Origin of the sequence: Streptomyces sp. Y2F8-2, from assembly GCF_014905555.1 — a bacterium.
GTDB classification, from domain to species: domain Bacteria; phylum Actinomycetota; class Actinomycetes; order Streptomycetales; family Streptomycetaceae; genus Streptomyces; species Streptomyces cynarae.
In genome coordinates, this window is the sequence record NZ_BNGS01000009.1 from 220,287 (window position 1) to 246,271 (window position 25,985).

At 71.1% G+C, this 25,985-nt stretch carries 21 protein-coding genes and 2 pseudogenes; 17 read left to right on the forward strand and 6 right to left on the reverse strand.

What is annotated here, in order from left to right; translation table 11 throughout:
* Positions 1-111 precede the first annotated feature (111 nt).
* From SY2F82_RS28445 to SY2F82_RS28480, 8 genes are all read left to right on the forward strand, one after another.
* Complete coding sequence (locus SY2F82_RS28445) at positions 112-1,263, forward strand: FAD-binding oxidoreductase (RefSeq protein WP_200422006.1); 1,152 nt, start codon at positions 112-114, stop codon at positions 1,261-1,263.
* Positions 1,260-1,559 (forward strand): (2Fe-2S)-binding protein, encoded by a 300-nt coding sequence (locus SY2F82_RS28450; protein ID WP_200422007.1) that lies wholly within the window; start codon positions 1,260-1,262, stop codon positions 1,557-1,559. Before SY2F82_RS28445 ends, SY2F82_RS28450 begins: the two co-directional genes overlap by 4 nt.
* Entirely contained in the window at positions 1,549-2,955 is a 1,407-nt protein-coding gene (locus SY2F82_RS28455) for an NAD(P)/FAD-dependent oxidoreductase (protein ID WP_200422008.1), read from the forward strand. Before SY2F82_RS28450 ends, SY2F82_RS28455 begins: the two co-directional genes overlap by 11 nt.
* Positions 2,956-2,988: 33 nt before the next feature.
* Positions 2,989-3,885, forward strand: coding sequence for a dihydrodipicolinate synthase family protein (locus tag SY2F82_RS28460; protein WP_200422009.1), 897 nt, complete (start codon positions 2,989-2,991; stop codon positions 3,883-3,885).
* A 14-nt stretch (positions 3,886-3,899) separates the two neighbouring features.
* Positions 3,900-4,901 carry a proline racemase family protein gene (locus tag SY2F82_RS28465; RefSeq protein ID WP_200422010.1) on the forward strand — a complete coding sequence of 334 codons (1,002 nt, stop codon included), beginning with the start codon at positions 3,900-3,902 and terminating at the stop codon, positions 4,899-4,901.
* A 91-nt stretch (positions 4,902-4,992) separates the two neighbouring features.
* Complete coding sequence (locus SY2F82_RS28470; RefSeq protein ID WP_200422011.1) at positions 4,993-5,709, forward strand: GntR family transcriptional regulator; 717 nt, start codon at positions 4,993-4,995, stop codon at positions 5,707-5,709.
* Between the two features lie 298 nt (positions 5,710-6,007).
* Positions 6,008-7,411, forward strand: coding sequence for a glutamine synthetase family protein (locus tag SY2F82_RS28475; protein ID WP_200422012.1), 1,404 nt, complete (start codon positions 6,008-6,010; stop codon positions 7,409-7,411).
* A gap of 113 nt (positions 7,412-7,524) precedes the next feature.
* Positions 7,525-8,733, forward strand: a complete 1,209-nt coding sequence (locus SY2F82_RS28480; protein ID WP_200422013.1) for an amidohydrolase family protein — start codon at positions 7,525-7,527, stop codon at positions 8,731-8,733.
* A 3-nt stretch (positions 8,734-8,736) separates the two neighbouring features.
* Here SY2F82_RS28480 and SY2F82_RS28485 read toward each other — a convergent pair whose 3' ends face one another.
* Positions 8,737-9,399: a TetR/AcrR family transcriptional regulator gene (locus SY2F82_RS28485; RefSeq protein WP_236041845.1), complete on the reverse strand. Its 663-nt coding sequence runs from the start codon at positions 9,397-9,399 to the stop codon at positions 8,737-8,739.
* Between the two features lie 67 nt (positions 9,400-9,466).
* On the opposite strand from SY2F82_RS28485, the gene SY2F82_RS28490 reads away from it, so the two are divergent.
* Positions 9,467-10,963: an FAD-dependent monooxygenase gene (locus SY2F82_RS28490; protein WP_200422158.1), complete on the forward strand. Its 1,497-nt coding sequence runs from the start codon at positions 9,467-9,469 to the stop codon at positions 10,961-10,963.
* Positions 10,964-10,999: 36 nt separating this feature from the next.
* Here the strand turns inward: SY2F82_RS28490 and SY2F82_RS28495 are convergent, their stop codons facing one another.
* Positions 11,000-12,118, reverse strand: coding sequence for a PP2C family protein-serine/threonine phosphatase (locus SY2F82_RS28495; RefSeq protein ID WP_236041846.1), 1,119 nt, complete (start codon positions 12,116-12,118; stop codon positions 11,000-11,002).
* 398 nt (positions 12,119-12,516) lie between these two features.
* On the opposite strand from SY2F82_RS28495, the gene SY2F82_RS28500 reads away from it, so the two are divergent.
* Entirely contained in the window at positions 12,517-13,878 is a 1,362-nt protein-coding gene (locus tag SY2F82_RS28500) for a hypothetical protein (protein WP_200422015.1), read from the forward strand.
* Positions 13,879-13,942: 64 nt separating this feature from the next.
* On the opposite strand, the gene SY2F82_RS28505 is transcribed toward SY2F82_RS28500, so the two are convergent.
* The gene (locus tag SY2F82_RS28505; RefSeq protein ID WP_200422016.1) at positions 13,943-15,196 is read right to left on the reverse strand and encodes a cytochrome P450; all 1,254 of its coding nucleotides are present in this window, start codon (positions 15,194-15,196) and stop codon (positions 13,943-13,945) included.
* A gap of 137 nt (positions 15,197-15,333) precedes the next feature.
* Here SY2F82_RS28505 and SY2F82_RS28510 point away from each other — a divergent pair, with 137 nt between their 5' ends.
* The 7 genes from SY2F82_RS28510 to SY2F82_RS28540 all read left to right on the forward strand — a co-directional run bounded on the left by SY2F82_RS28510 (position 15,334) and on the right by SY2F82_RS28540 (position 23,328).
* Positions 15,334-16,566, forward strand: coding sequence for an FAD-dependent oxidoreductase (locus SY2F82_RS28510; RefSeq protein WP_200422017.1), 1,233 nt, complete (start codon positions 15,334-15,336; stop codon positions 16,564-16,566).
* A 543-nt stretch (positions 16,567-17,109) separates the two neighbouring features.
* Complete coding sequence (locus tag SY2F82_RS28515) at positions 17,110-17,871, forward strand: DeoR/GlpR family DNA-binding transcription regulator (RefSeq protein WP_200422018.1); 762 nt, start codon at positions 17,110-17,112, stop codon at positions 17,869-17,871.
* A 155-nt stretch (positions 17,872-18,026) separates the two neighbouring features.
* Complete coding sequence (locus SY2F82_RS28520; RefSeq protein ID WP_200422019.1) at positions 18,027-19,391, forward strand: sugar ABC transporter substrate-binding protein; 1,365 nt, start codon at positions 18,027-18,029, stop codon at positions 19,389-19,391.
* Positions 19,392-19,476: 85 nt separating this feature from the next.
* A complete protein-coding gene (locus SY2F82_RS28525; protein WP_200422020.1) occupies positions 19,477-20,439 on the forward strand; it encodes a carbohydrate ABC transporter permease in 963 nt (320 codons plus the stop codon).
* Positions 20,439-21,296, forward strand: coding sequence for a carbohydrate ABC transporter permease (locus SY2F82_RS28530; protein ID WP_200422021.1), 858 nt, complete (start codon positions 20,439-20,441; stop codon positions 21,294-21,296). The genes SY2F82_RS28525 and SY2F82_RS28530 overlap by 1 nt, the downstream gene beginning before the upstream one ends.
* Entirely contained in the window at positions 21,293-22,282 is a 990-nt protein-coding gene (locus tag SY2F82_RS28535) for a zinc-dependent alcohol dehydrogenase family protein (protein ID WP_200422022.1), read from the forward strand. The genes SY2F82_RS28530 and SY2F82_RS28535 overlap by 4 nt, the downstream gene beginning before the upstream one ends.
* Entirely contained in the window at positions 22,279-23,328 is a 1,050-nt protein-coding gene (locus tag SY2F82_RS28540; RefSeq protein ID WP_308437794.1) for a carbohydrate kinase, read from the forward strand. Before SY2F82_RS28535 ends, SY2F82_RS28540 begins: the two co-directional genes overlap by 4 nt.
* Before the next feature lie 305 nt (positions 23,329-23,633).
* Here SY2F82_RS28540 and SY2F82_RS39180 read toward each other — a convergent pair.
* The 3 genes and pseudogenes from SY2F82_RS39180 to SY2F82_RS28550 form a co-directional block, all read right to left on the reverse strand.
* Positions 23,634-24,020 (reverse strand): annotated as a pseudogene (locus tag SY2F82_RS39180) (lectin); the annotation flags it as partial.
* A gap of 63 nt (positions 24,021-24,083) precedes the next feature.
* Positions 24,084-24,476: pseudogene (locus SY2F82_RS39185) on the reverse strand (septal ring lytic transglycosylase RlpA family protein); the annotation flags it as partial.
* 141 nt (positions 24,477-24,617) lie between these two features.
* Positions 24,618-25,688 carry a lectin gene (locus tag SY2F82_RS28550; protein ID WP_200422160.1) on the reverse strand — a complete coding sequence of 357 codons (1,071 nt, stop codon included), beginning with the start codon at positions 25,686-25,688 and terminating at the stop codon, positions 24,618-24,620.
* Positions 25,689-25,985: the final 297 nt, after the last annotated feature.

Below are 25,985 nucleotides of genomic sequence, written 5' to 3' on the forward strand. Positions count from 1 at the left end.
TCAAGTCAAGGGCGGTGGCGCGCCGGGGAGCGATGTGAACGCGTGGCGCCTGTGCGGCAGCGTCCGTCGCGTGTCTGGCCCCTCATAGAGCCATGTGACATAGTACTGACCGTGAGTCAGCGACTGACCTGCGATGTCGTGGTCGTCGGCGCCGGGATGGTGGGCGCCGCCTGTGCCCTGTACGCCGCCCGCGGCGGTATGGACGTCGTCCTGGTGGATCGCGGCCCTGTGGCCGGCGGTACGACCGGCTCCGGCGAGGGCAATCTGCTCGTCTCCGACAAGGAACCGGGGCCCGAACTCGAACTCGCCCTGTACTCCCTGCGCTTGTGGAGGCAACTGGCCGAGGAGCTGGGACCGGCGATCGAGTACGAACCCAAGGGCGGTGTCGTCGTCGCCTCGTCCCCCGAAGGACTCACCGCCCTGGCGGACTTCGCGGCCGGTCAGCGGACCGCCGGGGTCGAGGCGGAGGCCGTCGCCGCCGACAAGCTCCGCGACCTGGAACCACACCTGGCCCCGGACCTCGCGGGCGGCATGCTGTACCCGCAGGACTGCCAGGTGATGCCGACACTGGCCGCCGCGCATCTCGTCCGCGCGTCCGGTGCGCGCCTGCTGACCGGGCGGACCGTGACCGAGGTGCTGCGCACACCGCAGGGAGCCGTGCGCGGGGTGCGCACGACCGGCGGTGACATCCTCGCCCCGGCCGTGGTGAACGCCGCCGGCACCTGGGGCGGGGAGCTCGCCGCGCTGGCGGGAGTGCGCCTGCCGGTCCTCCCCCGGCGCGGGTTCGTGCTCGTCACCGAGCCGTTGCCCCTCCGGGTGCGGCACAAGGTGTACGCCGCCGACTATGTCGCCGACGTGGCCAGCGACTCGGCGGCGCTGCAGACCTCGCCGGTCGTCGAGGGCACGGCCGCGGGCCCCGTCCTGATCGGGGCGAGCCGTGAACGCGTCGGCTTCGACCGGTCGTTCTCGCTGCCGGTCCTGCGGGCGCTGGCGGCGGGCGCGATCCGGCTGTTCCCGTTCCTGGAGCGGGTACGGGCGATGCGCACCTATCTCGGCTTCCGGCCGTACCTGCCCGACCATCTGCCCGCCATCGGCCCGGATCCCAGGGTGCCGGGGCTGCTGCACGCCTGCGGTCACGAGGGGGCCGGGATCGGACTCGCCACCGGGACCGGGCAGTTGATCTCGCGGGTGCTGAGCGGCACGGCGCCGGAACTGGACCTCGGGCCGTTCCGGCCGGAGCGTTTCGAGCGGGAGGGCGTGTGAATCCCCTGGAGTCGGCCCGGGCCCGGCCGGGCCCCGCCTTCACGGTGACCTTCGACGGTCGTGAGATCGAGGCGCTGCCCGGTCAGACGGTCGCGGCGGTGCTCTGGGCGGCGGGCATCACCTCGTGGCGCACCACCCGGCGCGAGGGGCGTCCACGCGGCGTCTTCTGCGGGATCGGCGTGTGCTTCGAGTGCCTGGTGAGGGTCAACGACCGGCCGAACCAGCGTGCCTGTCTGGTGCCGGTACGCCCGGGCGATGTGATCCGTACGCAGGAGGGGACGGGGCATGCGGACTGACCTCGCGGTGATCGGCGCGGGCCCGGCGGGGCTCGCAGCGGCGCTCGCGGCAGCGGCGCGCGGCGTACGCGTCACGCTCGTCGACGCGGCCCCCGAGGCGGGTGGCCAGTTCTACCGGCAGCCCGCCGCCGGACTCGGCGCGCGGCGCGCGCGGGCCCTGCACCACCAGTGGCGCACCTGGCTGCGGATGCGCGAAGGACTCGACCGACACCTCGTGGCCGGACGCGTCAGGCACCTGGCGGATCACCATGTGTGGTGCGTGGAGAAGGAGCCGGAGGGGTTCACCGTGCACGCCCTGCTCGGGCCCGAGCAGGAGCGGCCGGTCGCCGTGCGGGCCCGCACCGTGCTTCTGGCGACCGGCGGCCACGAGCGGGTGCTGCCCTTTCCCGGCTGGACGCTGCCCGGGGTCGTCACCGCCGGCGGCGCCCAGGCCATGCTCAAGGGCGGACTGGTGGTGCCGGGGGGCAGGGCGGTCGTGGCCGGGACCGGGCCGCTGCTGCTTCCGGTCGCGACCGGGCTGGCGGCGGCGGGGGTGACGGTCGCCGCGCTCGTGGAGTCGGCCGATCCGAGGGCCTTCGTACGGTGCGCCGGGGTCCTGGCCGGCCGGCCCGGCAAAGCGGTCGAGGCGGCGGCGTACACGGCTCGGCTGCTGCGGCACGGGGTGCGGGTCCTCGCCCGGCACACCGTGGTCGAGGCGCAGGGCACCGACCGTGTGGAGGCCGTGACCGTCGCCGCGCTCGACGCCGACGGACGGGTCCGGGCGGGCACCGCGCGCCGTGTCCCCTGCGACACCCTCGCCGTCGGGCACGGCATGCTCCCGCACACCGACCTCGCCGAAACGCTCGGCTGCCGCATCGACGGGACGAGCGTCGCCGTCGACGACGAACAGCGCACCGGCGTCCCGGGGGTGTGGGCGGCGGGCGAGGCCACCGGGATCGGCGGCGCGGCGCTCGCCCTCGCCGAGGGGCACATCGCCGGACGGTCCGTCGCCGCGCGGCTCGCCGGTGCCGTACCCGATCCGCGGGGGTGGGAGCGCGCCGCGCGGAGCCGGGCGGCGCTGCGCGCGTTCTTCGCGGGGCTCGACAAGGCGTACGCGCCGCCTGCCCGCTGGGCCGAGCAGGTCAACGACGACACCGTGGTGTGCCGTTGCGAGGAGGTGCGCGCCGGGAGCGTACGGGAGGCCGTCGCCGAGTTGGGCGCCGGTGATCTGCGGACGGTGAAGCTGCTGACCCGGGCCGGAATGGGCTGGTGCCAGGGCCGGGTGTGCGGGCCCGGGGTTGCCGGGATCGCCGGGTGCGCGGAGACGGTGGTCCGGAGGCCGTTCGCGCGGCCGGTGCCGCTCGGGGTGCTGGCCGGCGAGCCCGGAGAGGACCGCCGGCAAGAGGACCGTCGGTAACATGTCACACGTCATCGAGATGGGGTATCGCGTATGACCGTCCCGGAGCACCGCCCCTGGCGCGGCGTTCTCGTCGCAACCGCCCTTCCGCTCACCGACACCCTCGCCGTCGACCACGCCAGGTTCGCCGAGCACTGCGCCTGGCTGGTGGAGAACGGCTGCGACGGCGTCGTGCCGAACGGCTCGCTCGGCGAGTACCAGGTGCTCACCCCCGAGGAGCGCGCCCGGGTCGTGGAGACCGCCGTGTCCGCGATCGGCGGGGCCCGGGTGATGCCCGGCGTCTCCGCGTACGGTTCGACGGAGGCCCGCCGCTGGGCCGAGCAGGCGCGCGACGCGGGCTGTGCGTCGGTGATGCTGCTGCCGCCGAACGCCTACCGCGCCGACGAGCGGTCCGTGCTCGCCCACTACGCGGAGGTGGCGAAGGCCGGGCTGCCGGTGGTGGCGTACAACAACCCCATCGACACCAAGGTCGACCTCGTCCCCGAACTGCTCGCCAAGCTGCACGGCGAGGGGCTCGTCCACGCGGTCAAGGAGTTCTCGGGCGACCCCCGCCGCGCCTACCGCCTCGCGGAACTCGCCCCGGAGCTGGACCTGTTGATCGGTGCCGACGACGTCCTGCTGGAGCTCGCGGTCGCCGGCGCCAAGGGCTGGGTGGCCGGTTACCCCAACGCCCTCCCCCGCGCCTCTGTGCAGTTGTACCGCGCTGCGGTCGCGGGCGACCTCGACACCGCGCTGCCGTTGTACCGGCAGTTGCACCCACTGCTGCGCTGGGACTCCCGCGTGGAGTTCGTCCAGGCGATCAAGCTGTCGATGGACGTCGTCGGCCGGTACGGCGGTCCCGTACGGCCGCCTCGCATGCCGCTGCCGACCGAGCAGGAGGCCGCCGTGCGCGCCGCCACGGAGAAGGCCGTCGCGGCAGGGCTCGCGTAGAAGGGAGGCCGGTCATGCGCAGCAAACTCGTCCTGCACGCCGTCGACTCCCACACCGAGGGCATGCCCACCCGGGTGATCACCGGCGGCATCGGCACCATCCCCGGTGCGACCATGAACGAGCGGCGCCTGTGGTTCCGTGAACACCGCGACGACGTCAAGCAGTTGCTGATGAACGAGCCGCGTGGGCACGCGGCGATGAGCGGCGCGATCCTCCAGCCGCCCACCCGTCCCGACTGCGACTGGGGCGTCGTCTACATCGAGGTCTCCGGCTATCTGCCGATGTGCGGGCACGGCACGATCGGGGTGGCGACCGTGCTCGTGGAGACGGGCATGGTGGAGGTCGTCGAGCCGGTGACCACCATCCGGCTGGACACCCCGGCGGGTCTCGTCGTCGCCGAGGTCGCCGTCGAGGGCGGCGCGGCCAAGGCCGTCACCCTCAGGAACGTGCCGTCCTTCTGCGTGGGCCTCGACCGCAAGGCCACCCTGCCCGACGGGCGCACGGTGACCTACGACCTCGCGTACGGGGGCAACTTCTACGCGATCCTGCCGCTGGCGGAGTTCGGGCTGCCGTTCGACCGCGCCCGCAAGGACGACATCCTCGCGGCCGGGCTCGCGCTGATGGAGGCGATCAACGCCGAGGAGGAGCCCGTCCACCCCGGGGACCCGACGATCCGCGGGTGCCACCACGTCCACCTGTACGCGCCGGGGGCCACCGCCCGGCTGTCCCGGCACGCGATGGTCATCCACCCGGGCTGGTTCGACCGCTCCCCGTGCGGTACGGGTACCAGCGCACGCATGGCGCAGCTGCACGCGCGCCGCGAACTCCCCCTGCACACCGAGTTCGTGAACGAGTCCTTCATCGGGACGCGGTTCACAGGGCGCCTGCTGGGGACCACGGAGGTCGCCGGCCGCCCCGCGGTGCTGCCCAGCTTCACCGGGCGGGCGTGGGTGACGGGCACGGCGCAGTACCTTCTGGACCCGGAGGACCCGTTCCCGGCGGGGTTCGTGCTGTAGTCACCCGCCGCAGCCGCCCGGTACGGGAACGCCGGAGCACTGGGACACTGGTGCTGCGTGACATTGCATCCTTCGAGGAGACAGAAACACCATGGCCGCCCCGCGCCCCAGCTCGCCCTCCCCCGCTCCCGCCCTGCCCACGCTCGGCGGCAAGAAGAGCAGTTACCGCGAGCGGGTGGCCGACGCCCTGCGGGCCGCGCTGATCGCGGGCGAGCTGCGCCCCGGCGAGGTGTACTCCGCGCCGACGCTGGCCGCCCGCTTCGGCGTCTCGGCGACCCCGGTGCGCGAGGCCATGCTCGACCTGGTCAAGGAAGGCCTGGTCGACACCGTCCCCAACAAGGGCTTCCGAGTCACCGAGGTCTCCGAGAAGCAGCTCGACGAATACACCCACATCCGCTCCCTGATCGAGATCCCGACCACCGTGGCGCTCGCCCGGACGGCCGACCGGGTCTCGCTGGAGGCCCTGCGCCCGGCCGCCCGGGAGATCGTCACCGCGGCGGCGGCCGGGGACCTCATCGCCTACGTCGAGGCCGACACCCGCTTCCATCTCGGCCTGCTGGCCCTCGCCGGCAACGCGCACCTCGTCGAGGTGGTCGGTGACCTGCGCAAGCGGTCACGTCTGTACGGGCTGACCGCGCTCGTCGAGGCCGGCCGGCTGCTCGCCTCGGCCCAGGAGCACCTCGAACTCCTCGACGCCCTGCTGCAACGGGACGAGGAGGCCGTACGGACGGTGATGACGCGTCACATCGGACATGTCCGCGGCCTGTGGGCCGCCCACGGCCGGGACCAGGACCGAGCGCGCGCCTGACCACGCCCGCGCGGTCCCGGTCCGAGGCCGGCGTCCAGCCGTTCGGCGGCTCACGTGCGGTGGCTCACGTGCGGGTGCAGTGCCCTGCCCGCCGGGTCCGATGCCGCCGCGTCCAGCGACACGGCCGGATCCCAGCACAGTCAGAGCTTTCGCACAACCGATCGACTGTATGACTGCGCTGTCACACAGCGTGGCCGACCTGCTCCGGACCGCCGTTGTGCGCAATCCTGGGCCGGGTGCACCGCCCATACGGCCAGTGGTGCGCAGGCGCTGGGCCGCGACTCGCCGAGGAGGACGTATGACCACCCTTGCCGACCCCGTCCCCGGCGGGCGCCCGGGTGACGTCGAGCGGGCCACCGCGCTGGAGGTGGAGTTGTCGGCGCGGGGGGTGCACGGCGTCGTCCTTGCGTACGTCGACACCGCGGGCATCGGCCGGGTGAAGACCGTCCCGACGGCCCGGCTCGCGTGGGCGACCGCCTGGGGGGTGGGAATGTCCCCGGTGTTCGACACCTTCCTGGCGAACGACGCCATCGTCTCCACCGACGTGCTGGGCTCCCCGGACGGTGATCTTCGCCTGTATCCCGACCTGGACCACCTGGTAGTGCTGTCCGGACAGCCGGGCTGGGCCTGGGCCCCGGTCGACCGGATCACCCAGGAGGGTGAACGGCACCCGGCGTGCAGCCGCAGCTTCCTGCGCCGGATCGTCACGGACGCGGCTCGGGACCACGGCATCACGTTCAAGGCGGCCATCGAGGTCGAATGGGCCGTCGGGCAGGGGGCCGCACCAGGGGACGCGTTCGTCCCCGCGACCTCCGGTCCTGCCTACGGCGCCACCCGGCAGGTCGAACTGAGCGACTACGCCGTCGAGTTGCTCGCGGCGTTCGCGGCGCAGGGCGTGGAGGTCGACCAGATCCACCCCGAGTACGCGCCCGGGCAGTTCGAGGTCTCGGTCGGCGCGCTCGACCCGGTGGCCGCCGCCGACCGGAGCGTGCTGGTACGGCAGACCATCCGGGCGGTGTCCCAGCGTCATGGGCTGAAGGTCTCCTTCTCACCGGCGGTCTCGGCGGAAGGCGTCGGCAACGGCGGGCACGTGCATCTCTCCGCCTGGCGTGACGGGACGAATCTGCACGCACATGGTGAGCGCCGCTACGGCATGACCTCCGCGGCGGAGTCGTTCGCCGCGGGCCTGCTCGCCCACTTGCCGGCCCTCACGGCGGTGACCGCCCCGAGCCCGGCGAGCTATCTGCGCCTCAAACCCTCGCAGTGGGCCGGGGTCTTCACCGTATGGGGTCACGAGACCCGCGAAGCCGCGGTGCGCGTCATCACCGGCACGGCGGGGATGCGCAGCCGGGCGGCGAACCTGGAGGTGAAACCGGTCGACCTGGCCGCCAACCCGTACCTGGCGCTCGGATGCCTCATCGCCGCAGGCCTCGACGGCCTGGAGTCGTCCTCGCCGCTGCCCGAGGAGGTCACCGGAGATCCCGCACGGTTCACCGCCGAGGAAGCGGTGGCCCGGGGCGTGCGCCGGCTGCCGATGTCACTCGAGGAGTCCGTCCGGAACTTCGGCGAGGACGAACTGCTTCGCACCGCGTTGGGGCCGGTCCTGGCGGACGCCGTGATCGCCGTACGCCTCGGGGAGATCGCAGCGGTGGCCGGGCTCGACGACGAGCTCGTGGCAGCGGCGTACCGGTGGAAGTACTGAGAACCCCTGAGAGCTACTGAATCGACTGACCTACTGAACGACTGACCTACCGACCTACTGAGCACAGGCGCGACAGCGGATGCCCGCCGACCACCCCAGGAGGCCGCCCAGCCGTGAGCAGCTCACCCGCACCCGCCACCGGGCCGGTCCACGAGGCCGTCGCCGGTCTGCCCCTCGTCGATCACCACTGTCATGGCGTCCTCACCGCCGATCCGAGTCCGGAGACGTTCCACTCGTTGATCACCGAAGGGGACGTGTGGCCCGGGAGCGGCATCACCCCGTTCGACAGCCCCGTCGGCGTGGCCGTCCGCCGCCACTGTGCTCCCCTGCTGGACCTGCCGCGGCACGCTCCCGCCACGGAGTACCTGGCACGGCGGGCCGAGTTGGGCTGGCGCGAGGTGAACCGCAGGTTCATCGCCGCTGCGGGGACGGACGTGTTCTGCGTCGACACCGGCTACACGCCGCACCGCCTCACGACACCCGCGGAGCTCGCCGACGCCTCGGGTCGTCCGGGGGCGACCGCGTACGAAGTCGTGCGCCTGGAAGCCGTCGCGGAGGCCGTGGCAGCAGAGGGAGTGGAACCGGACGAGTACGCCTCGGCGTTCGTCACCGCCACGTGCGACGCCGTGGACGAGCGGCGCGCGGTGGCCGTGAAGTCCGTCGCCGCCTATCGCACCGGATTCGACCTGGACCCCAGCCGGCCTTCGGACGCGGACGTCACGGATGCGGCACGGAACTGGCTGGCCCCGGCGGGAACCGGCGGCAAGGCTGCCGGAACCGAGGCGGAAACCCGCACCCCTCCCCGCCTGAACGATCCCGTCCTCGTACGGCATCTGCTCTGGACGGCGGTGGACCTCGGACTGCCCCTCCAACTGCACACCGGCTTCGGGGACAACGACATCAGGATGCATCGGGTCGACCCCACCCGTCTGACCGACTGGCTGCACCGCACCTCCGGCACGATCGCCGTGCTGCTCCTGCACTGCTGGCCCTATCAGCGTCAGGCCGCCTACCTGGCCACGGTGTTCGAGCAGGTGTACCTCGACGTGGGACTCACCCTGCACCACGTCGGCCCCGTCCGCGCCCGGGCGATCCTTGAGGAGGCCCTCGAGATCACCCCGTTCCGCAAGCTCCTCTACAGCTCCGACGCCTACGGGATCCCGGAGTTCTACCAGCTCGGCGCGCTGGCCTTCCGGCGGGGTCTGGCAGAGTTGCTCCAGGACCGGGTGGACGCCGACGAACTGAGCCTGCCCGACGCGCGGCGCATCGCCGCGTGGACGGGCCGCGACAACGCCTGCCGCGTGTACGGGCTGCCCCGGTGAGATTCACTGCCGCGGGGTCAGGTGCCGCAATCCGTTCTCGAGCAGCGCGAACGCGTGTTCGGCGTCAGCCACCGCACCCGCATAGCGCTCGTCGGCCGGCTCCCCGTACGCCAGGCGTTCGGCGTTGTCCTGGGCCAGCGCCCAGTGGACCGCGACGATCTGGACGGCAGCCAGCCGCGCGGTGAGTTCCGGAGTCTCCGCCGTCTCCCGCAATGCCTCAGCGAGTGCGCGTTCGGCGCCGGTCTTGAACCGTTCCATCCGGGCCACCAGCGAGGGCGCGTCCAGGATCATCCGGAGGAGCCTGCGCACCTCGGGATGGTCGTTGAGCCCGGTGAAAGGGTCCCGCTCGCGCAGCCCCCTGAGGAAGTTCTCGCGCACTGCCGTCAGCGGGGCGGTGCCGGGCGGGCGGGCCCGCACGACGCGGGCGATTTCGGTCTCGTGGTCGGCGAGGCGGTGCACCACGAGGTCTTCCTTCGTCGGGAAGTAGGCGAAGAGCGTGCGTTTGGACACTTCCGCCGCCTCGGCCACCTGGGCCACCGAGACCTGGTTGAAGCCGTGTTCGAGGAACAGCGTGATCGCCGCCTCGGAGATCGCCGTGCGCGTCCGCTGCTTCTTTCGTTCCCGTAGCCCTGGCTTGCCGTCCACGGCCACCACGGTATCAGACATCTGCACTCAGAGGATTTCTGCACCTGGTATACATATAACCCGAGACGAGAAACGAGGGGGAGTGATGATGTTGACGGAGCGCACGACCGAGGTCGTCATCGCGGGCGCCGGCCCGACCGGACTGATGCTGGCGTACGAACTGGCTCTGGCCGGGGTCGAGACCCTGGTGCTGGAGAAGCTGCACCAGCGCATCCAGCAGGTGAAGGGCGGCGCGATCCAGCCCCGTACCGCCGAGCTGCTTCAGTCGCGTGGGCTGCTGGAGCCGCTGCTGGGGCGGGCCACACCGCGTGAGCCGGTGGGCGGGCACTTCGCGGCCCTGCCCGTGCCCCTGGACTGCACGCCCTGGCAGACCAGGCACCCTTTCCCGATCGCGATCCCCCAGTGGGAGATCGAAGAAGTGCTCGAGGACCGGGCGATCGCCGTCGGCGCGCGGGTCGTGCGCGGCGCCGCCGTCTCGGGGATCGAGGCGGACGACGACGGTGTGGTCGTGACGGCGGACGGCCTGAAGGTGCGGGCCCGCTACCTGGCGGCGTGCGACGGCGCCCACAGCACGGTGCGGAAACTGCTCGACCTGCCGTTCCCCGGCCGACCCGGAACGCATCAGGCGGTGGTCGCCGACATCCGCCTGTCCGCCGCGTCGTCGCTGGTGCCGCGGCAGATGGGCCATATGAGCAGCCTGACCCGTCACGCGGGCGGCTACTGGGCCATGCTGGTCCCGCTCGGCGGAGACCGGTACCGGCTCACCTTCGGGCGCGCGGACCAGGCGGACACCACCCGCGACCTCCCCGTCCCCCACGAGGAGATCACTGCGGCGCTGCACGCCGTGTACGGCCCCGAGACCACGCTCGGTGCCGTGGACAACGCGTCCCGGTTCACCGACGCCACTCGGCAACTGGAGCACTACCGCGCGGGCCGGGTCCTGTTCGCGGGCGACGCCGCCCACATCCACCCGCCGCTGGGCGGTCAGGGACTCAACCTCGGCATACAGGACGCGTTCAACCTCGGGTGGAAACTGGCCGCGGCCGTCCAGGACCGGGCGCCGAGCGGCCTCCTGGACAGCTACCACACCGAACGGCATCCGGTCGGAGCCCAGGTCCTGCATCACACGTCGGCGCAGCGCGTGCTGGCGGTTCCGGACCCGAGCGAGGACGTGTCCGCCCTGCGTGACATCTTCATCGACCTGCTGCGTCTGCCCGATGCCAACCGGCACCTCGCGGGACTGATGTCGGGCCTCTCACTGCGCTACGAACTGCCCGGCAAGCATCCGCTCACCGGACAGCGCACACAGGATGCCGACCTGGTCACCGAGGCCGGCCGCACCCGGCTGTCGGCGCTGTTCGACTCGGGGCACGCCGTCCTGCTCGATCTGGCCGGAGCCGTCCCGGCCGACCTCGCGCTCCCACCACGGGTCGACCTCGTCCGTGCCGCCTGCACCGACGACCTGGGCGCCGCTGTCCTGCTCATCCGCCCCGACGGCTATGTGTGCTGGGCGGCGGACAGCTCCGCAGCCGGCGACGATTCGCTGCTCACCACCATCGCCGACCACCTTGCGAAGGTGCAGTGATCCGGGTGCCCACCACGGCCGGACCGCGCTCGCCCCTTACGCGGAGCGCACCCGAGCCGGGGTGTGCCGGCAGCGCACAGCGAGGGCTGCGATGTCGTCGTCGAGCCTCCCGCCGCTGTAGTGGAGCAGGTCTTGATGGAGCCGGTCCAGCAGCTCGCGGGGCGGCGTCGGGCCGTGCTGCCGCATCCACTCCGGCAGGGGGAAGAACGTGCCGGTGCGATCCCGGGTCTCCGTGACGCCGTCGGTGTAGAGCAGCATCTGGTCGCCCGAGGCGAAGGCGATGGTGTCGACGTAGTAGTGGTGCCCGAGGAGCGTCGCGAGGTTGAGGGGTGGCGAGGGGAGGCTGGGTTCGAGGATCTGGACCTCCCCCTGCCGCACCAGAACCGGTGGCGGGTGCCCGCAGTTGAGGATTCTGGCGTGCCCGCTGTCGTGACGGATCTCGGCGATGAGGGCGGTGGCGAAGTGCTCCGGACGGTCCTGGGCGAGTGTCACGGCGCTGTAGCGGGCCAGACTGATCTCCAGGCGATGGATGATGCCCATCAGGTCGGGCTGGTCGTACGCGGTCTCCCGGAAGCAGTTGATCACCGCAGAGGCCGCCCCCACCGCCGACAGCCCCTTGCCCCGCACATCGCCGATGAGCAGCCGGACCCCGTACGGCGTGTCGACCGCCTCGTAGAAGTCACCTCCGATCCGGGCCTGCTCCTGGGCTGCCAGATACAGCGACTCGATTTCGACGTGCTGGATGCAGCGCGGCAGCGGGCGCAGCAGCACCTTCTGGGCCGCGTCGGCGACGAGCCGGATCTGGAAGAGTGCCTCTTCCCGCTGAAGTCTGAGGTGGCTGGCATACGCGGCTGCCAACGTGACCGCGACGATCGCGGCAGCCGTGTACGGCGTCCCCAGATCGGAGTAGACGAAGCTGAGCCCGATCATCACCAGCAGGCAGAACGCCCCCAGCAGGACCGTCGCGAGCACGGGCCACATCGCGGCGGCGAGCGCGGGAGCCGCGGGCAGGAGGCGGCTGAAGGCGATCTGCCTCGGAGTGGCGAACGCCAGACTCGCGACGAGGACGGTGAGGATCACCGGTGACAGCAGTACGGTGTCCCGCCGGCCACCGTACGGGGGGCGGCGGCGCCGGAGCCGTCCTGACCTGATCACAAAATGCATCCTATCGGGGTGAAGCGGACATCGAGCCGCGTGGGGCACGCGCCCGATCACCGCATCGAATCCCGTGCCGCGGCCCGCGGCGCCCCTCCCGTGAACCGTGCCTGCGCCCGTCGCTCCGCCCGGCTCGGCGACGACTCCCCCGCCGCTCGCCGGGCATCCGGACTCTCAGCGTGTCATCGAGATGACGCGCTGGGAGCCGGGGCAGCGACCAACCCGGGCACAGAAGGCGACCGCGCCGACGCTCGGGCTTGATTCCTTCGCGTACCGCTGACAGGCTCCCAAGCCGGGCCGGATGTGGATCTCGGTGACCGTGTGGCTCTCGCCCGCGGTTCCCTCGACCGCCTCAGGTCCCGGACGAACAGGACCCGACAGCGACTCAGCGAGTGACCGTGACGACCGACAACGACGAGCTGACTCCGCGTTCCGCGGGTCGGATGCGGACAACTCCCTCGCCGGGGCTGACGGTCGTCGGGCAGTTCCGGCCGCGGGCGGCCGTATGGACGGCCGTGGCGGGCATCGCACTGTTCGCGCTGGTCGGTGCGAGCGCGCCGAACCACAACACGCTCCGGGCGCCGATCACCTGGCTCCGGTTGCCCGCCATGCCCGGCGCCGTGTCCGCGGCGGTCACTTACGCGGCCATCGTGCTGTCGTGTCTCGGGACGCTCGGACTGCTCCGCGCGCACGGGCGGGGCTGGAGACCACACCCACGGCTCCTGTTCGGAGCCGGCGCACTCGCCGTGCTCGTCGTCGCCAATCTCACCCCGGTCGGCTCCTCCGACATGGCCAGTTACGCGGCGTACGGCCGTATCGCCGCGCTCGGCGCCGATCCGTATGTGACGACCCCGGCCCAATTGGGAGGCGCCTACGCCCATCTGGTGAGCGAGGGATGGCGGTACACCCCGTCCGTGTACGGGCCGGTGGCCACGTGGTGGCAGGCCGCCGGCGCGTACGTCGGCGGTGATCGGCCGTGGCTGACGATATGGGCGCTGATGCTCGCCAACGCGGCCGCGTTCCTGGGCACCGGCTACCTGCTGATCCGCACGGCCGACGATCCGGTCCGGGCCGGACTGCTGTGGATCGCCAACCCGCTCCTGATCGGCGTGCTGGTGGCGGGCGGGCACCTGGACACCATCATCGCGTGTCTGACCGTCTGCGCGATCCACTTCGTCCGCAGGGCCACCCGATGGCACCACGACCTGATCGTCGGGGGGCTGGTCGGCCTGGCCTGCGGCGTCAAGATAAGCGCCGCCCTGCTCGGCGCCGGACTGGCCTGGCCGTTGCTGCGGGCCGGATCCTGGCGACAGGCTGCCCGGCTGACGTGCGCGGCCGCGCTGACGCTCACCGTCCTCTACAGCGCGTACGGCGTGCACGCCCTGGCCCCGCTCTCCGCCGCCTCCCAACTGGTCTCCACACCGTCGTTGTGGGCGGTGTTCGAGAAGTTCGGCGCCTGGTTCCTGGGCCCTGGTGGGGCCGCGACCGCCACCGGCGTCCTGTGGCCCGTCGTGATGCTCGTGCTGGCCTGGGCACTGCACCGCCGCGTCCCGGCGGACGCTCCCGCCGTCGTCGCCGTACCGTTCGCGCTCACCTTCGCCTGGGTGCTCACGGCACCGTGGACGATGCCTTGGTACACGGCTGTCGCCTGGGCGTCGGCGGCCTTGTTCCGCCAAGGCCGCCTCACCCGGTACCTCGTGGTGACCACCGCGCTCCTGGCCATGTCCCACAACAGCGGCGGTCACGGCTGGACCCTGTGAGCCAGTGGGATGTCGCGGACGCCCGCCGAAACGGGAGTTCGCCTCGGGGTTGCCGCGCCGACCGTCAGCCGCCGCCCCCTCCCGGTCTTGCCGGGAAGGGACGGGAGGGAGTGAACGTGACGGGCAGGCGCTCGGGGCCGCGCAGGCCGCCGGGCCTCCATCGCAGCTCGTCCGGCGGGACGGCCAGGGCGAGACCGGGGAGGCGGCGCAGGGCGGTTCCGATGGCGACCTGGCCCTCCAGCCGGGCCAGCGGCGCGCCCAGGCAGTAGTGGATGCCGTGCCCGAACGCCAGGTGGGCGTTGTCGCGACGGGTGATGTCCAGACGATCGGGGTCGGGAAACCGTGCCGGATCGCGGTCGGCGATGGCGGAGGCCACCAGCACGGTGGCGCCGCGCGGGATCCTCACGCCCGCGATCTCGACGTCCTCCCGCGCGAAACGGGCGATGCCGGGGTTGACCGGTCCGTCGTAGCGCAGGAACTCCTCGATCGCGTCCGGCAGCAGCGCCGGATCGTCCCGCAGCAGCTGAAGCTGGTCCGGATGGGCGAGCAGTGCGGCGATGCCGCCGCCGATGAGGTTGACCGTGGTGATGTATCCGGCCACCAGGAGCAGGAACGCCATGGCGATCAGTTCTTCCTCGTCCAGCCGCTGCTCCTCGTCGCGCGCGGTGATCAGAGCGCTGAGCAGGTCGTCCTCGGCGTCGGCGCGCTTGGCCTCCAGAAGCTTGGTCAGGTACGCGCGCATCTGCTGCCAGGCACCGTCGACCACGGCAGGATCCGGCGGCTCGGGTCCCCGGAGGATCATGTCGTCGGTCCACCGCTGGAAGTCGTGCCGGTGCGTCGTGGGCACCCCCAGCAGTTCGCTGATCACGGTGACCGGAAGCGGCAGCGCGAAGTCCGCGACCAGGTCCGCGTGGCCTTGCTGCACGATCGCGTCGAGCAGCCCGTCTGTGACGGCCTGGACGCGGGGCCGCAGCTCGGCCACCCGGCGCGCGGTGAACGCCTTCGAGACGAGCCGGCGCAGGCGGGTGTGGTCGGGCGGGTCCGCCCGGAGCATGGTGCGCAGCATGGACTCGCGCTCCGTCGCGGGCAGCTGTTGCAGGAGACGCGGGTCCGACGCGTCGCGGACGTCGCTGCTCAGCCGTGCATCGGAGAGCGCTGCGAGGCCGTCCTCGTAGCGCGTGACCAGCCAGGCCTCCAGGCCGCCGGCGATGACCGCGCGCCGCACCGGGCCCTCCTCGCGCAGCTGCCGGTAGAACGGGAACGGGTTTGCCACGAAGGCCGGGTCGGCATAGGGAAGGAGGATCGGCTGCTCGCTCATCGTGGTCTCCCGAAGTGCGTCGAAGTGCTTCACAGAACGTCTGGGGTGGCCACGGACCGTGTGGCGGATTCAGCAGGCTTTGAAGATATATGCCCCAGTATGGTGACGCTGCCGTGCACGCCGAGGGGGAGGACCCGATGGAGCGGACCACATGCTGTGTGGTGGGTGGCGGCCCCGCCGGAATGGTCCTCGCCCTGCTGCTGGCCCGGTCCGGCGTGGACGTCACCGTTCTGGAGAAGCACGGCGACTTCCTGCGCGACTTCCGCGGCGACACGGTGCATCCCTCGACCCTGGCCCTGTTGGACGAGTTGGGTCTCGCCGAGCGGTTCGCCCGTCTGCCGCAACGGCGGGTGACGACCGTGCAGCTGCCGATCGGCCGGGACCGTTCACTGGTCACCGTCGGAGACATCGGCGCGCTGAGGGGCCCGTACAACTACATCGCCATGGTGCCGCAGTGGGACCTGCTCGACCTCCTGGCGGACGAGGCCCGACGGGAGCCGTCGTTCTCCCTGCGGATGAACACCGAGGCGACGTCCTTCCTGGTGGAGCACGGGAGGGTCACGGGGGTGCGGTACCGCACGTCGGACGGCCGTACCGGGGAGCTGCGGGCCACCCTCACCGTCGCCTGCGACGGCCGGGGCTCGCTGGCCAGGGCACTGCCCGAACTGCGGCTGCGGCGGTTCCCCTGCCCCATGGACGCCTGGTGGTTCCGGCTGCCGCGGCGGCAGCACGACCCGCACGGGCTCGTGGGAGGCGTCGGCGACCGGTTCCTCACGGCCATGATCGACCGTGGGGAGTACTGGCAGTGCGCCGTGCTGATCCCCAAGGGATCCGATGGCCGGCGCCGTGCGGCCAGCCTGGAGCGGTTCACGGCCGACTTCACGGCCGCCGTCCCCTGGCTCGCCGAGCGTGTGCACACGCTGCGGTCATGGGACCAGGTGAAGCTGCTCGACGTACGCCTGGACCACCTCAGGCGCTGGCACCGCCCGGGTCTGCTGTGCATCGGCGACGCCGCGCACGCGATGTCGCCGGTTTTCGGCATCGGCATCAACCTGGCCGTGGAGGACGCCGTGGCCGCCGCACGGCACCTCGTCGAGCCGCTGCGCGCGGGCACGGTCGGCCTGCGTGACGTACGCGCTGTGCAGCGCCGCCGCCGGCCCACCACGGCCGCGGCCCAGGCGCTGCAGCGGACCGCCCATGCCCGGGTCATCGAACCGCTGCTGGCGGGCCGCCCGCCTTTCAGCAACCCCCGGCGAGCACAGCGCATGGCCGACCTGCTCACCACCTCGCGGTGGCTGAATCGGGTGCCGGCGTACTTCCTCGCCTACGGCGCCGTACGCGAGCGACCGCCTGCTGCGGCGGTTCGCTGAGGGTCGGTTCGTTCTCCGTCGAAGCTCTTCTCCGCCCTCTTCCGACTCCAGCCCAGCGGCGATGTCACCGCCGTCCTTCAGACCAAGCAGCCCTGTCGGCGCCCCTTCACGCGGCCGTGCGTCGCCGTCGCCTGCGCCGCGCAGACGAACGACGCCCTCCCCCTGCGCAGCACGCGTGATCCATGGACCGGCCGTACGGGCCCGGCCGGCGAGGCATCCGACATCGTTCAGAGGACCGATCAGACCTGCCGAATCGTGCCGGCCGGGCCCTCCCGGCCTGGGTGAGCACGGACAGTGATGACATCGGTCACAGTCCGCTGTCCGCCCGAACCGGGCACCGCAGGCGGTCCACACGGGCAACGCTGGATGGGACAAAACGCACGGCACCGCCGTGACCTGCGGTTTCACGTAATCCCATCAGGCATCATCGGGCGATTTCAAGCCCATTGTGGGCCACTTTGCGCCAAAAGCTGGTTGGTATAAATGTGCGGCAAGACCGGGCACGCCGTGCCCGGACCGGGTACGGAAGGCGAGGTGAGTGCGATGAACGCCGAAGAGCGTCAGAGCCGGATTCTCGCGCTCGCTCGTCACCATGGACGAGTCGAGGTCACCACCACGGCCGTCGACCTTGCTGTCGCACCGGAGACCATCCGTCGCGACCTCAGCGTCCTGGAACGCAGGGGCCTGCTCCGCCGCACCTACGGCGGCGCCTATCCCGTCGAGGGCGCGGGCTTCGAGACGGGCCTCCCCGAACGAGAGACCCTGCACGTCAAGGACAAGCGCCGGATCGCCGCGGAGGCGGTCAAGCTCCTCGGTGACGCGGAGACCGTGTTCGTGGACGAGGGCTACACCCCCCAGCTCCTCGCCGCACTGCTCCCGGGCGACCGGCCCCTGACCGTGGTCACCGCATCGCTGTCCACCGCAGCCGCGATCGTGGACTCTCCGCAGGTCACCGTGTTGCTCCTCGGAGGCCGTGTCCGGGCTCGGACCCTGGCCACGGTGGGCTCATGGGCCTGCGCCATGCTCGAGAGATTCGTGATCGACCTGGCCTTCCTCGGGTCGAACGGGATCTCCCGGGAGCTCGGCCTGACCACTCCCGATCCTGTGGTCGCCGACGTCAAGGCCAAGGCGCTGGCCGTGTCGCGCCGACGTGTGTTCATGGGGCACCACAGCAAGTTCGGCGCGAGCAGCTTCTGCCGCTTCGCCGGCGTGGGCGACTTCGAGGCCATCGTCACCGACATGGGACTGTCCAGCGCCGAGGCGCACCGCTACTCACTGATGGGACCCCGCGTCCACCGGGTCTGACCCGCTCAGCCCGCCCCCTACCGCCAGGGACGACTCCGCCGGAGCCGCGCCGACGGCACCTCCCTGCCTGCACAGTCGAACACCACCGTCTGCCCGATCCCACATCCCCCTCGCCGTTCGCTGCACACACCCGACATTTCATGAAAGGGACGATCATGATTTCGAGACCGACTGTTCTGCGGCGCGCTGTACCGCTCGGCGCGCTGGCCATGTGCGGCGCACTGCTCACGGCCTGTGCGGGCGCGGGTGGCGCCGGAGGCGGCTCCGGCTCGCACTCCATCAACGTGCTGATGGTGAACAACCCGCAGATGGCGGACCTGCAGAAGCTCACGGCGGCCAACTTCACCAAGGAGACCGGCATCAAGGTCAACTTCACGGTGCTGCCGGAGAACGACGTCCGCGACAAGATCACCCAGGACTTCTCCAGCCAGGCCGGCCAGTACGACGTGGCGACGATCAGCAACTACGAGACGCCGATCTACGCCAAGAACGGCTGGCTCGCCCCGCTGACCTCGTACGCGAAGAAGGACACCGCCTTCGACCAGAGCGACATCCTGCCCGCCATGCAGCAGTCCCTGACGGCGTCCGGCCAGATATACGCCGAGCCGTTCTACGGCGAGTCGTCCTTCCTGATGTACCGCAAGGACGTCTTCAAGGAGAAGGGGCTGACGATGCCGGCCAACCCCACCTGGCAGCAGGTGGCCGCCCTGGCCGCCAAGGCCGACGGCGCCAGGCCCGGGATGAAGGGCATCTGCCTGCGCGGTCTTCCCGGATGGGGTGAGGTGATGGCTCCGCTGACGACGGTGGTCAACACCATGGGCGGCACCTGGTTCGACAAGGACTGGAAGGCCCAGGTCGACAGCCCCGCCTTCACCAAGGCGACCAAGTTCTACGTCGACCTCGTGCGCGCCCACGGTGAGGCCGGCGCCCCGCAGTCCGGGTTCGCCGAGTGCCTCAACAACATGGAGCAGAGCAAGGTCGCCATGTGGTACGACGCGACCTCCGCGGCCGGGTCGCTCGAAGCCAGTGGGTCGCCGGTGGCCGGCAAGATGGGCTACGCACCCGCGCCGGTGGACCGGACCAAGAGCTCGGGCTGGCTCTACACCTGGGCCTGGGGCCTGCAGAAGGCGAGCAAGCACCAGGACGACGCCTGGAAGTTCATTTCGTGGGCGTCCAGCAAGCAGTACGAGGACCTGGTGGGCAAGAAGCTCGGCTGGTCCCGCGTCCCTGCGGGCAAGCGGACCTCCACCTACACCAACCCGCAGTACGTCGCCGCGGCGTCGGCCTTCGCCGAGGCCACCGCGAACGCGCTGAAGTCCGCCGACCCGAACAACCCGGGCGTGCAGCCCCGGCCCGCCCCCGGCATCCAGTTCGTCGGCATCCCCGAGTTCACCGACCTGGGCACGCAGGTCTCCCAGCAGATCAGCTCCGCCATCGCGGGCAAGACCAGTGTCGATCAGGCGCTGAAGGCCGGCCAGGCGCTCGCCGAGAAGGTCGCCGCCAAGTACGCCGACAAGTGATCACTCCCCGTTCCACCCGACGTTCCCGCACTCCCGGTCCCGCCCTCGCGGGACCGGGGGACGGGAGCACAGCGGAGACACACCGATGACCCTCACTCACTCGCTCACCAGGCGTACCCGGGCACCGCAGACCGAGAAACAGGCGGCACCACCACGGCGATCCCGCGGGGCATGGGCCCGGCGGGCCCCGCTGCTCCCGGCCCTGATCTTCATGATCGTGGTCACCCAGCTGCCGTTCGTCGGCACCGTGGCGATTTCGTTCATGCGCTGGAACGCCCTCGACCCCGGTAACCGGGCCTTCGCGGGCCTGCAGAACTACAAGGACGCGGTCACCGACCCGCAGCTGCGTTCCTCCCTGCTGACGACCGTCGCGCTGACGGTCACCGTGGTGCTGGTCAGCCTGGTTCTGGGCCTCGGGCTGGCTCTGCTTCTGGACCGCCGGTTCCGCGGCCGCGGCATCGTCCGCACCATGCTGATCACACCGTTCCTCGTCGTGCCCGTGGCCTCCGCGCTGCTGTGGAAGCATGCGCTGTACAACGCCACCTACGGGCTGATCAACGGATCGCTGACCTGGCTGTGGAGCCTGTTCGGCAGCGACACCGCGCCGCAGCCCGACTGGCTGTCCTCGCTGCCGCTGATGTCCGTGGAGGCATCGCTGATCTGGCAGTGGACGCCCTTCATGATGCTGATCCTGCTGGCCGGACTGCAGAGCCGCCCCATGGACGCCGTCGAGGCGGCCCGCGTGGACGGAGCGACCACCTGGCAGGTCTTCCGCTACCTCACCTTCCCCCACCTGCGCCGCTATCTGGAGCTGGCCGCACTGCTCGGCAGCATCTATGTGGTGCAGAACTTCGACGCCGTCTTCACGCTCACCGGCGGCGGCCTGGGCACCGCCAACCTGCCCTACACCGTCTACGAGACCTTCTACCAGGCGCACGACTACGGGCAGGCCTCAGCGGAAGGCGTCATCGTCGTCCTCTGCTCCCTCCTCGTAGGCAGCTTCGCGCTTCGGACCGTCTCGTCCCTGCTCCGAGAGGAGACCCGCTGATGGCCGCGACCATCGCCACCCCCGGGAGCCTTGCGTCGCATCGCCGGCGCGGAGCGCTCGGCCTGCTGGCCTGGCTCTGCGGAGTCGCATTCTTCCTCCCGGTCGCCTGGATGGTGCTCACCTCACTGCACAGCGAATCCGACGCCGCCACCAACCCACCGAGCCTGGGGGCGCCGCTGACCCTCCAGGGCTACCGGGAGTTCTTCGGCGCGAGCACCGGCGTCTCCCCCTGGCCGCCGCTGATCAACTCCTTCTCGGCGAGCCTCATGTCGACGCTCCTGGTGCTGGTGCTGTCCATCCCGGCCGCCTACGCCCTGTCCATCAAGCCGGTCCGCAAGTGGACGGACGCGATGTTCTTCTTCCTGTCCACCAAGATGCTGCCCGCGGTGGCCGGACTGCTGCCGATCTACCTGATCGCCCAGAACAGCGGCCTGCTCGACAACGTCGCGCTGCTGGTCATCCTCTACACCTCGATGAACCTTCCGATCGCGGTGTGGATGATGCGTTCGTTCCTCGCCGAGGTCCCCGTCGAGATTCTGGAGGCCGCCTCCATCGACGGCGCCGGACTGCCCACCGTCCTCGCCCGGATCGTCGCTCCGGTCGTCGCCCCCGGCATCGCCGCCACCTCGCTGATCTGCTTCATCTTCAGCTGGAACGAACTGCTCTTCGCACGTGTGCTCACCGGCGTCGTGGCCGGCACCGCACCCGTGTTCCTCACCGGCTTCGTCACCAGCCAGGGCCTCTTCCTGGCCAAGGTGTGTGCCGCCGCCGTCTGCATCTCCCTGCCGGTTCTCATCGCCGGATTCGCCGCCCAGGACAAGCTGGTCCAGGGCCTGTCCCTTGGAGCAGTCAAGTGAAAGCCGCCGTCATCAGCTCGCCCGGACAGGTCGGCGTCGAGACCGTCGACGACCCCACGCCGGGCCCCGGGCAGGTGGTGATCGAGGTCTCGGCCTGCGGCCTGTGCGGCACCGATCTCCACATCCTCCAGGGCGAGTTCGCCCCCACCCTGCCCATCATTCCCGGGCACGAGTTCGCCGGCGAGGTCGTCGCGCTGGGCTCCGGGGTACGCGACCTCAAGGTCGGCGACCGGGTCGCCGTCGACCCCTCGCTGCACTGCCACGAGTGCCACTACTGCCGTATCGGGCGCGGCAACCTGTGCGAACGCTTCAACGCCATCGGCGTCTCCGTCCCCGGCGGCGCGGCACAGTACACGGTCGCCCCGGCCGCCAACTGCGTCAGGCTCCCCGAGCACGTCCGCACCGAGGACGCCGCCCTCATCGAGCCGCTGTCCTGCGCGGTACGCGGATACGACATCCTGCGCTCCACACTCGCCAGCAACGTGCTGATCTACGGCTCGGGCACGATGGGCCTGATGATGCTGGAACTCGCCAAGCGCACCGGCGCGGCCACCGTCGACATGGTCGACCTCAACGAGGACCGGCTCGCCACCGCCCGCACGCTCGGCTGCAGCAACGCGGTGACCACCGCCGACGCGCTCGTGCGCCCCCGCGGCTGGGACGTGGTCATCGACGCCACCGGCAACGCCCACGCCATCCAGGACGCCCTGGGACGGGTCGGCAAGGGGGGTACGTACCTCCAGTTCGGCGTCGCCGACTACGCGACCCGAGCCACCATCGACCCCTACCGCATCTACAACGAGGAGATCACCATCACCGGATCGATGGCCGTCCTGCACAGCTACGAGCGCGCCGCCGAGCTGTTCGCCGGTGGAGTCCTCGACCCGGAGATCTTCATCAGCGACCGGCTGCCGCTGACGGACTACGCCGAGGCGCTGCGGCAGTTCCAGGCCGGGAAGGGCCGCAAGATCCAGGTGCTGCCGTGACCGGGAGTACCGAACCCCGACCCGGCCGAGCCCGCACCGAGCCGACGTCCGGGGCCCTGGCCGGCAGCGGGGACACAGCAGCCCCCGGACTCCCGGCGCTCGTCATCGGCGAAGCCCTGGTGGACATCATCGCCGGTCCCGACGGCCCGTGCCGCAGCCACCCCGGTGGCAGCCCCGCCAACGTCGCGCTGGGACTGGGCAGGCTCGGCCACCCGGTACGGCTCGCCACCCGCGTGGGACACGACCACTTCGGCAGCCTGGTCCGACAGCACCTGGAGGCCGGCGGTGTCGGCCTGGTACCGGGATCCGTGGTCGAGGCCGCCACCTCCACGGCGACCGCCGTACTCGATGCCGCGGGCGCCGCGAACTACACCTTCGACATCACCTGGGCGCTGTCGGCGGCCGTCGAGGAAGCGCTGCGCGACGGGCCGCCGGCGCACGTCCACACCGGATCCATCGCCACCGCCCTGAGTCCGGGAGCCGACCAGGTCTTCGGCATCCTGCACGCCCTGCGGGCCTCGGCCACCGTCTCCTACGACCCCAACCTGAGGCCCGCGCTGCTCCGCCCCGCGGAGCAGGAGCGTGAACGGGTGGAACAACTCGTCGCCCTCAGCGACGTGGTGAAGGCGAGCGAAGAGGACCTGGCCTGGCTCCACCCGGGCGAGAACCCCCACAGGACGGCGGCCCGCTGGGCACGGAACGGCCCGGCGCTGGTCGTCCTCACCCTGGGAGCGAACGGCGCCCGGGCCTGGTGGCGACACGGCTGCCAGGACATCGCGCCGGTGCCCGTCCAGGTCGTGGACACCGTGGGGGCGGGCGACGCGTTCATGGCCGGCCTGACCAGCCGGCTGCTGCACGCCGGGCTGCTGGGCGGCGGCCCCGGAGCCGAGGCGGCGACCGCACGCGCGGCACTGCACGCGGCGACGGACACGGACCGACTGCCCGCGGTGCTCGGCGACGCGCTGGCGGTCGCCGCCCGAACGGCCGCTCTCACATGTGCCCGTGAGGGAGCGGACCCGCCCACAGCAGCAGAACTGATGGTGTGAGCCGACGATGGGCCGTCCGTCCCGCTCCGGCGTGGCCGGAGCGGGACGGACGAAGGCCGGCCGCGGTGAACGGCTGACGATCCTGCCCCCGTCGGCCACGCTGACCACCCTGGGCAAACGGATCCGCCGTGTGGTGGCCTCGACTCGGACCTCGACGAAGTGGGCGATCCGGCTGAATGCTGTGAAGGGGCCCTCTGAAGAGAGCCCCTCACCTGTGCAAACATCCGACATCACTGTCGGGACCACCCTGTCGGCCAAGCCCAGCGACATCACGTTCGGCCGACGGCAGCGAGCCGAAGCCGTGCCTACGACGGCAGTGACCACCGCTGGTTCGGTGTGCCTGCGCAGTCCCAGATCTGCAGACGCGTGCCGTTGGCAGAGCTGTTGCCGGTCGCGTCGAGGCACTTGCCGGACTGCGGGTTGACCAGCTCGCCGTCGGCCTGGTGCTGCCACCGCTGGGCACCCGTGCCGTTGCAGTCCCACAACTGGGTCGTCGCGCCGTTGGCGGTCGACCCGCCGGACACATCAAGACATTTCCCAAGGGCTCGGACGGTCCCGTCACCGGATACGGTCCAGCGCTGGGCCCCTGTGCCGTTGCAGTCGTACAGCTGCACCGCGGTGCCGTTGGCGGTGTTCGCGCCCGCGACGTCGACGCATTTGCCGTCGATGCCGCGGATGGGGCCGGAGGTGCCGGAGGCGGAGACGATCTGCTCGGTCACCACGATGTGGCCGGGATCGGGCGAGAGTGCCGCGAGACGGCTGAACGCGCCGTCGGTGAGGTCGAGGCACACCGGCGAGGTGAAGGTGCCCCGATCGTTGATGCGAACGGTGATGGATGCGCCGTTGGCCACATTGGTCACCTTGACCAGGGTTCCGAACGGCAGCTGCGGATTGCGGCTGAGGGACGTCGCGGCGGTCAGCGCGTTGCGGTCGAAGACCTCGCCGCTGGAGGTGAAGGAGCCGGGCGGTATCTCGGAGCCGTAGTGCGTGGCCCAGCAGGTGGCGTCCGCAGACGTTGCGTTGTGGGTGCCGGCGGGTGCCGCGGCAGCGGCCGGCGACGTGGGTGCTGCAACGAAGCCGGCGAAGGCCGCCGCAGCGGCGAACGCACCGGCAAGCAGGCGGCGTGAACGCAGGGATCGGGTGTTCACAGGATCCTTCCGGGCATGGGGGAGACGTCGGTGAGCGGGGGCGCCGCTTCACCATGGAGGTGGTCGCAGAGCCGAGCCGGGGGAACGACCGGAACCCACCTTTTTCCTGACGGGTCGTGGTTCCGGCCGTCCGCTGCCGGGCTAGCAGGTGAGGTTGGCGCCCGGGTCGACGCCGAGAAGCTGGGAGAAGCGCCGGTAGAGGTCCACGCGGTTTTGCATCTGGGCGGTGTTGTGGCCGTCGCACTCCAGCGTGCCGTTGATGCTGCGGATGGTCTGGCCGAAGCCGGCACCGTTCACCATGGCGTTGTGAGGGACGATCGAGCCGGCTCCGGTCTGGGTGTTCCAGAACCACAGAGCGGTCTTCCAGGAGATCGCGGCGTCGTTCTGGACGAGGTCGGGGTTGTGGAGCAGGTCGATGCCGAGCGCGTCGCCGGCGGCCTTGTAGTTGGTGTTCCAGCTCAGCTGCAGCGGTCCGCGGCCGTAGTACGCGGCCTGGCCGGCCGGGCAGCCATAGGGTGCACTGCGGTCGCAGTAGGTGGGGTAGTTGGCGGTGTTCTGCTCCACCACGTAGACCAGGCCGCCTGTCTCGTGGCTGACGTTGGCCAGGAAGGCTGCGGCTTCTCGCTTCCGGACGGTGTCGCTGCCGGTGTTGGCGAAGCCGGGGTAGGCGCGCAGGGCGTTGACCAGGCCGCCGTAGGTGTAGAACCCGTTCCTGTTCGGGAACATCTGGTTGAACTGCGCTTCGCTCACCACGAAGCCGGACGGGCTCGGGCTGGTGCCGCCGGCGGACGCGTGCCACTTCTGGTTGGCGGCACCGGTGCAGTCCCAGATCTGCAGCCGGGTGCCGTTGGCAGAGTTGCCGCCTGTGACATCGAGACACTTGTTCGCCTGCGGGTTGACGATGTCGCCGGCGGACGTGACGACCCACTTCTGGTTGGCTCCTCCGGAGCAGTCCCACAGTTGGACAGTCGAGCCGTTGGCGATGCCGCGGTCCGTCACGTCGAGGCACTTGCCGAGCGCCCGCAGGGTGCCGTCGCTGCCGACGGTCCACTGCTGGGCTGCGGTGCCGTTGCAGTCGTACAGCTGGACCGGTGTGCCGTTGGCGCTGTTTGCTCCGGCGACGTCCACGCATTTGCCCGCGAGGCCGGTGATCGATCCGGCCGGATCGGCCGCCGCAGGCTGGGAGAGCAGGCCGGAGGCCACCACGGTCATCGCCAGCCCGGTGGCGAGTCGCCCGAGTCCGAGGCTCCGAAGACGGGTGCCGTTCGTCGACATGCGGCTGTTCCCTTCTGATGTGATGTGAGGGGTGGTGTGACACGGCTGTCGGACACGGCAGGGTCCGGCATGGTGCCTGGCTTCTGCAGGACAGCCCGTCATGGCTCTGAGGGGTGCGCGTTGGCGCAGCACGGCGCGCGTCGCGTTTCACCGTGCAGGGTTGGCCGGTCCGCGACCTGCCGGCTTGGTCGGGTGCCGATACCGGTGGTCTTCCGATCGCCGGATCAGACTGCG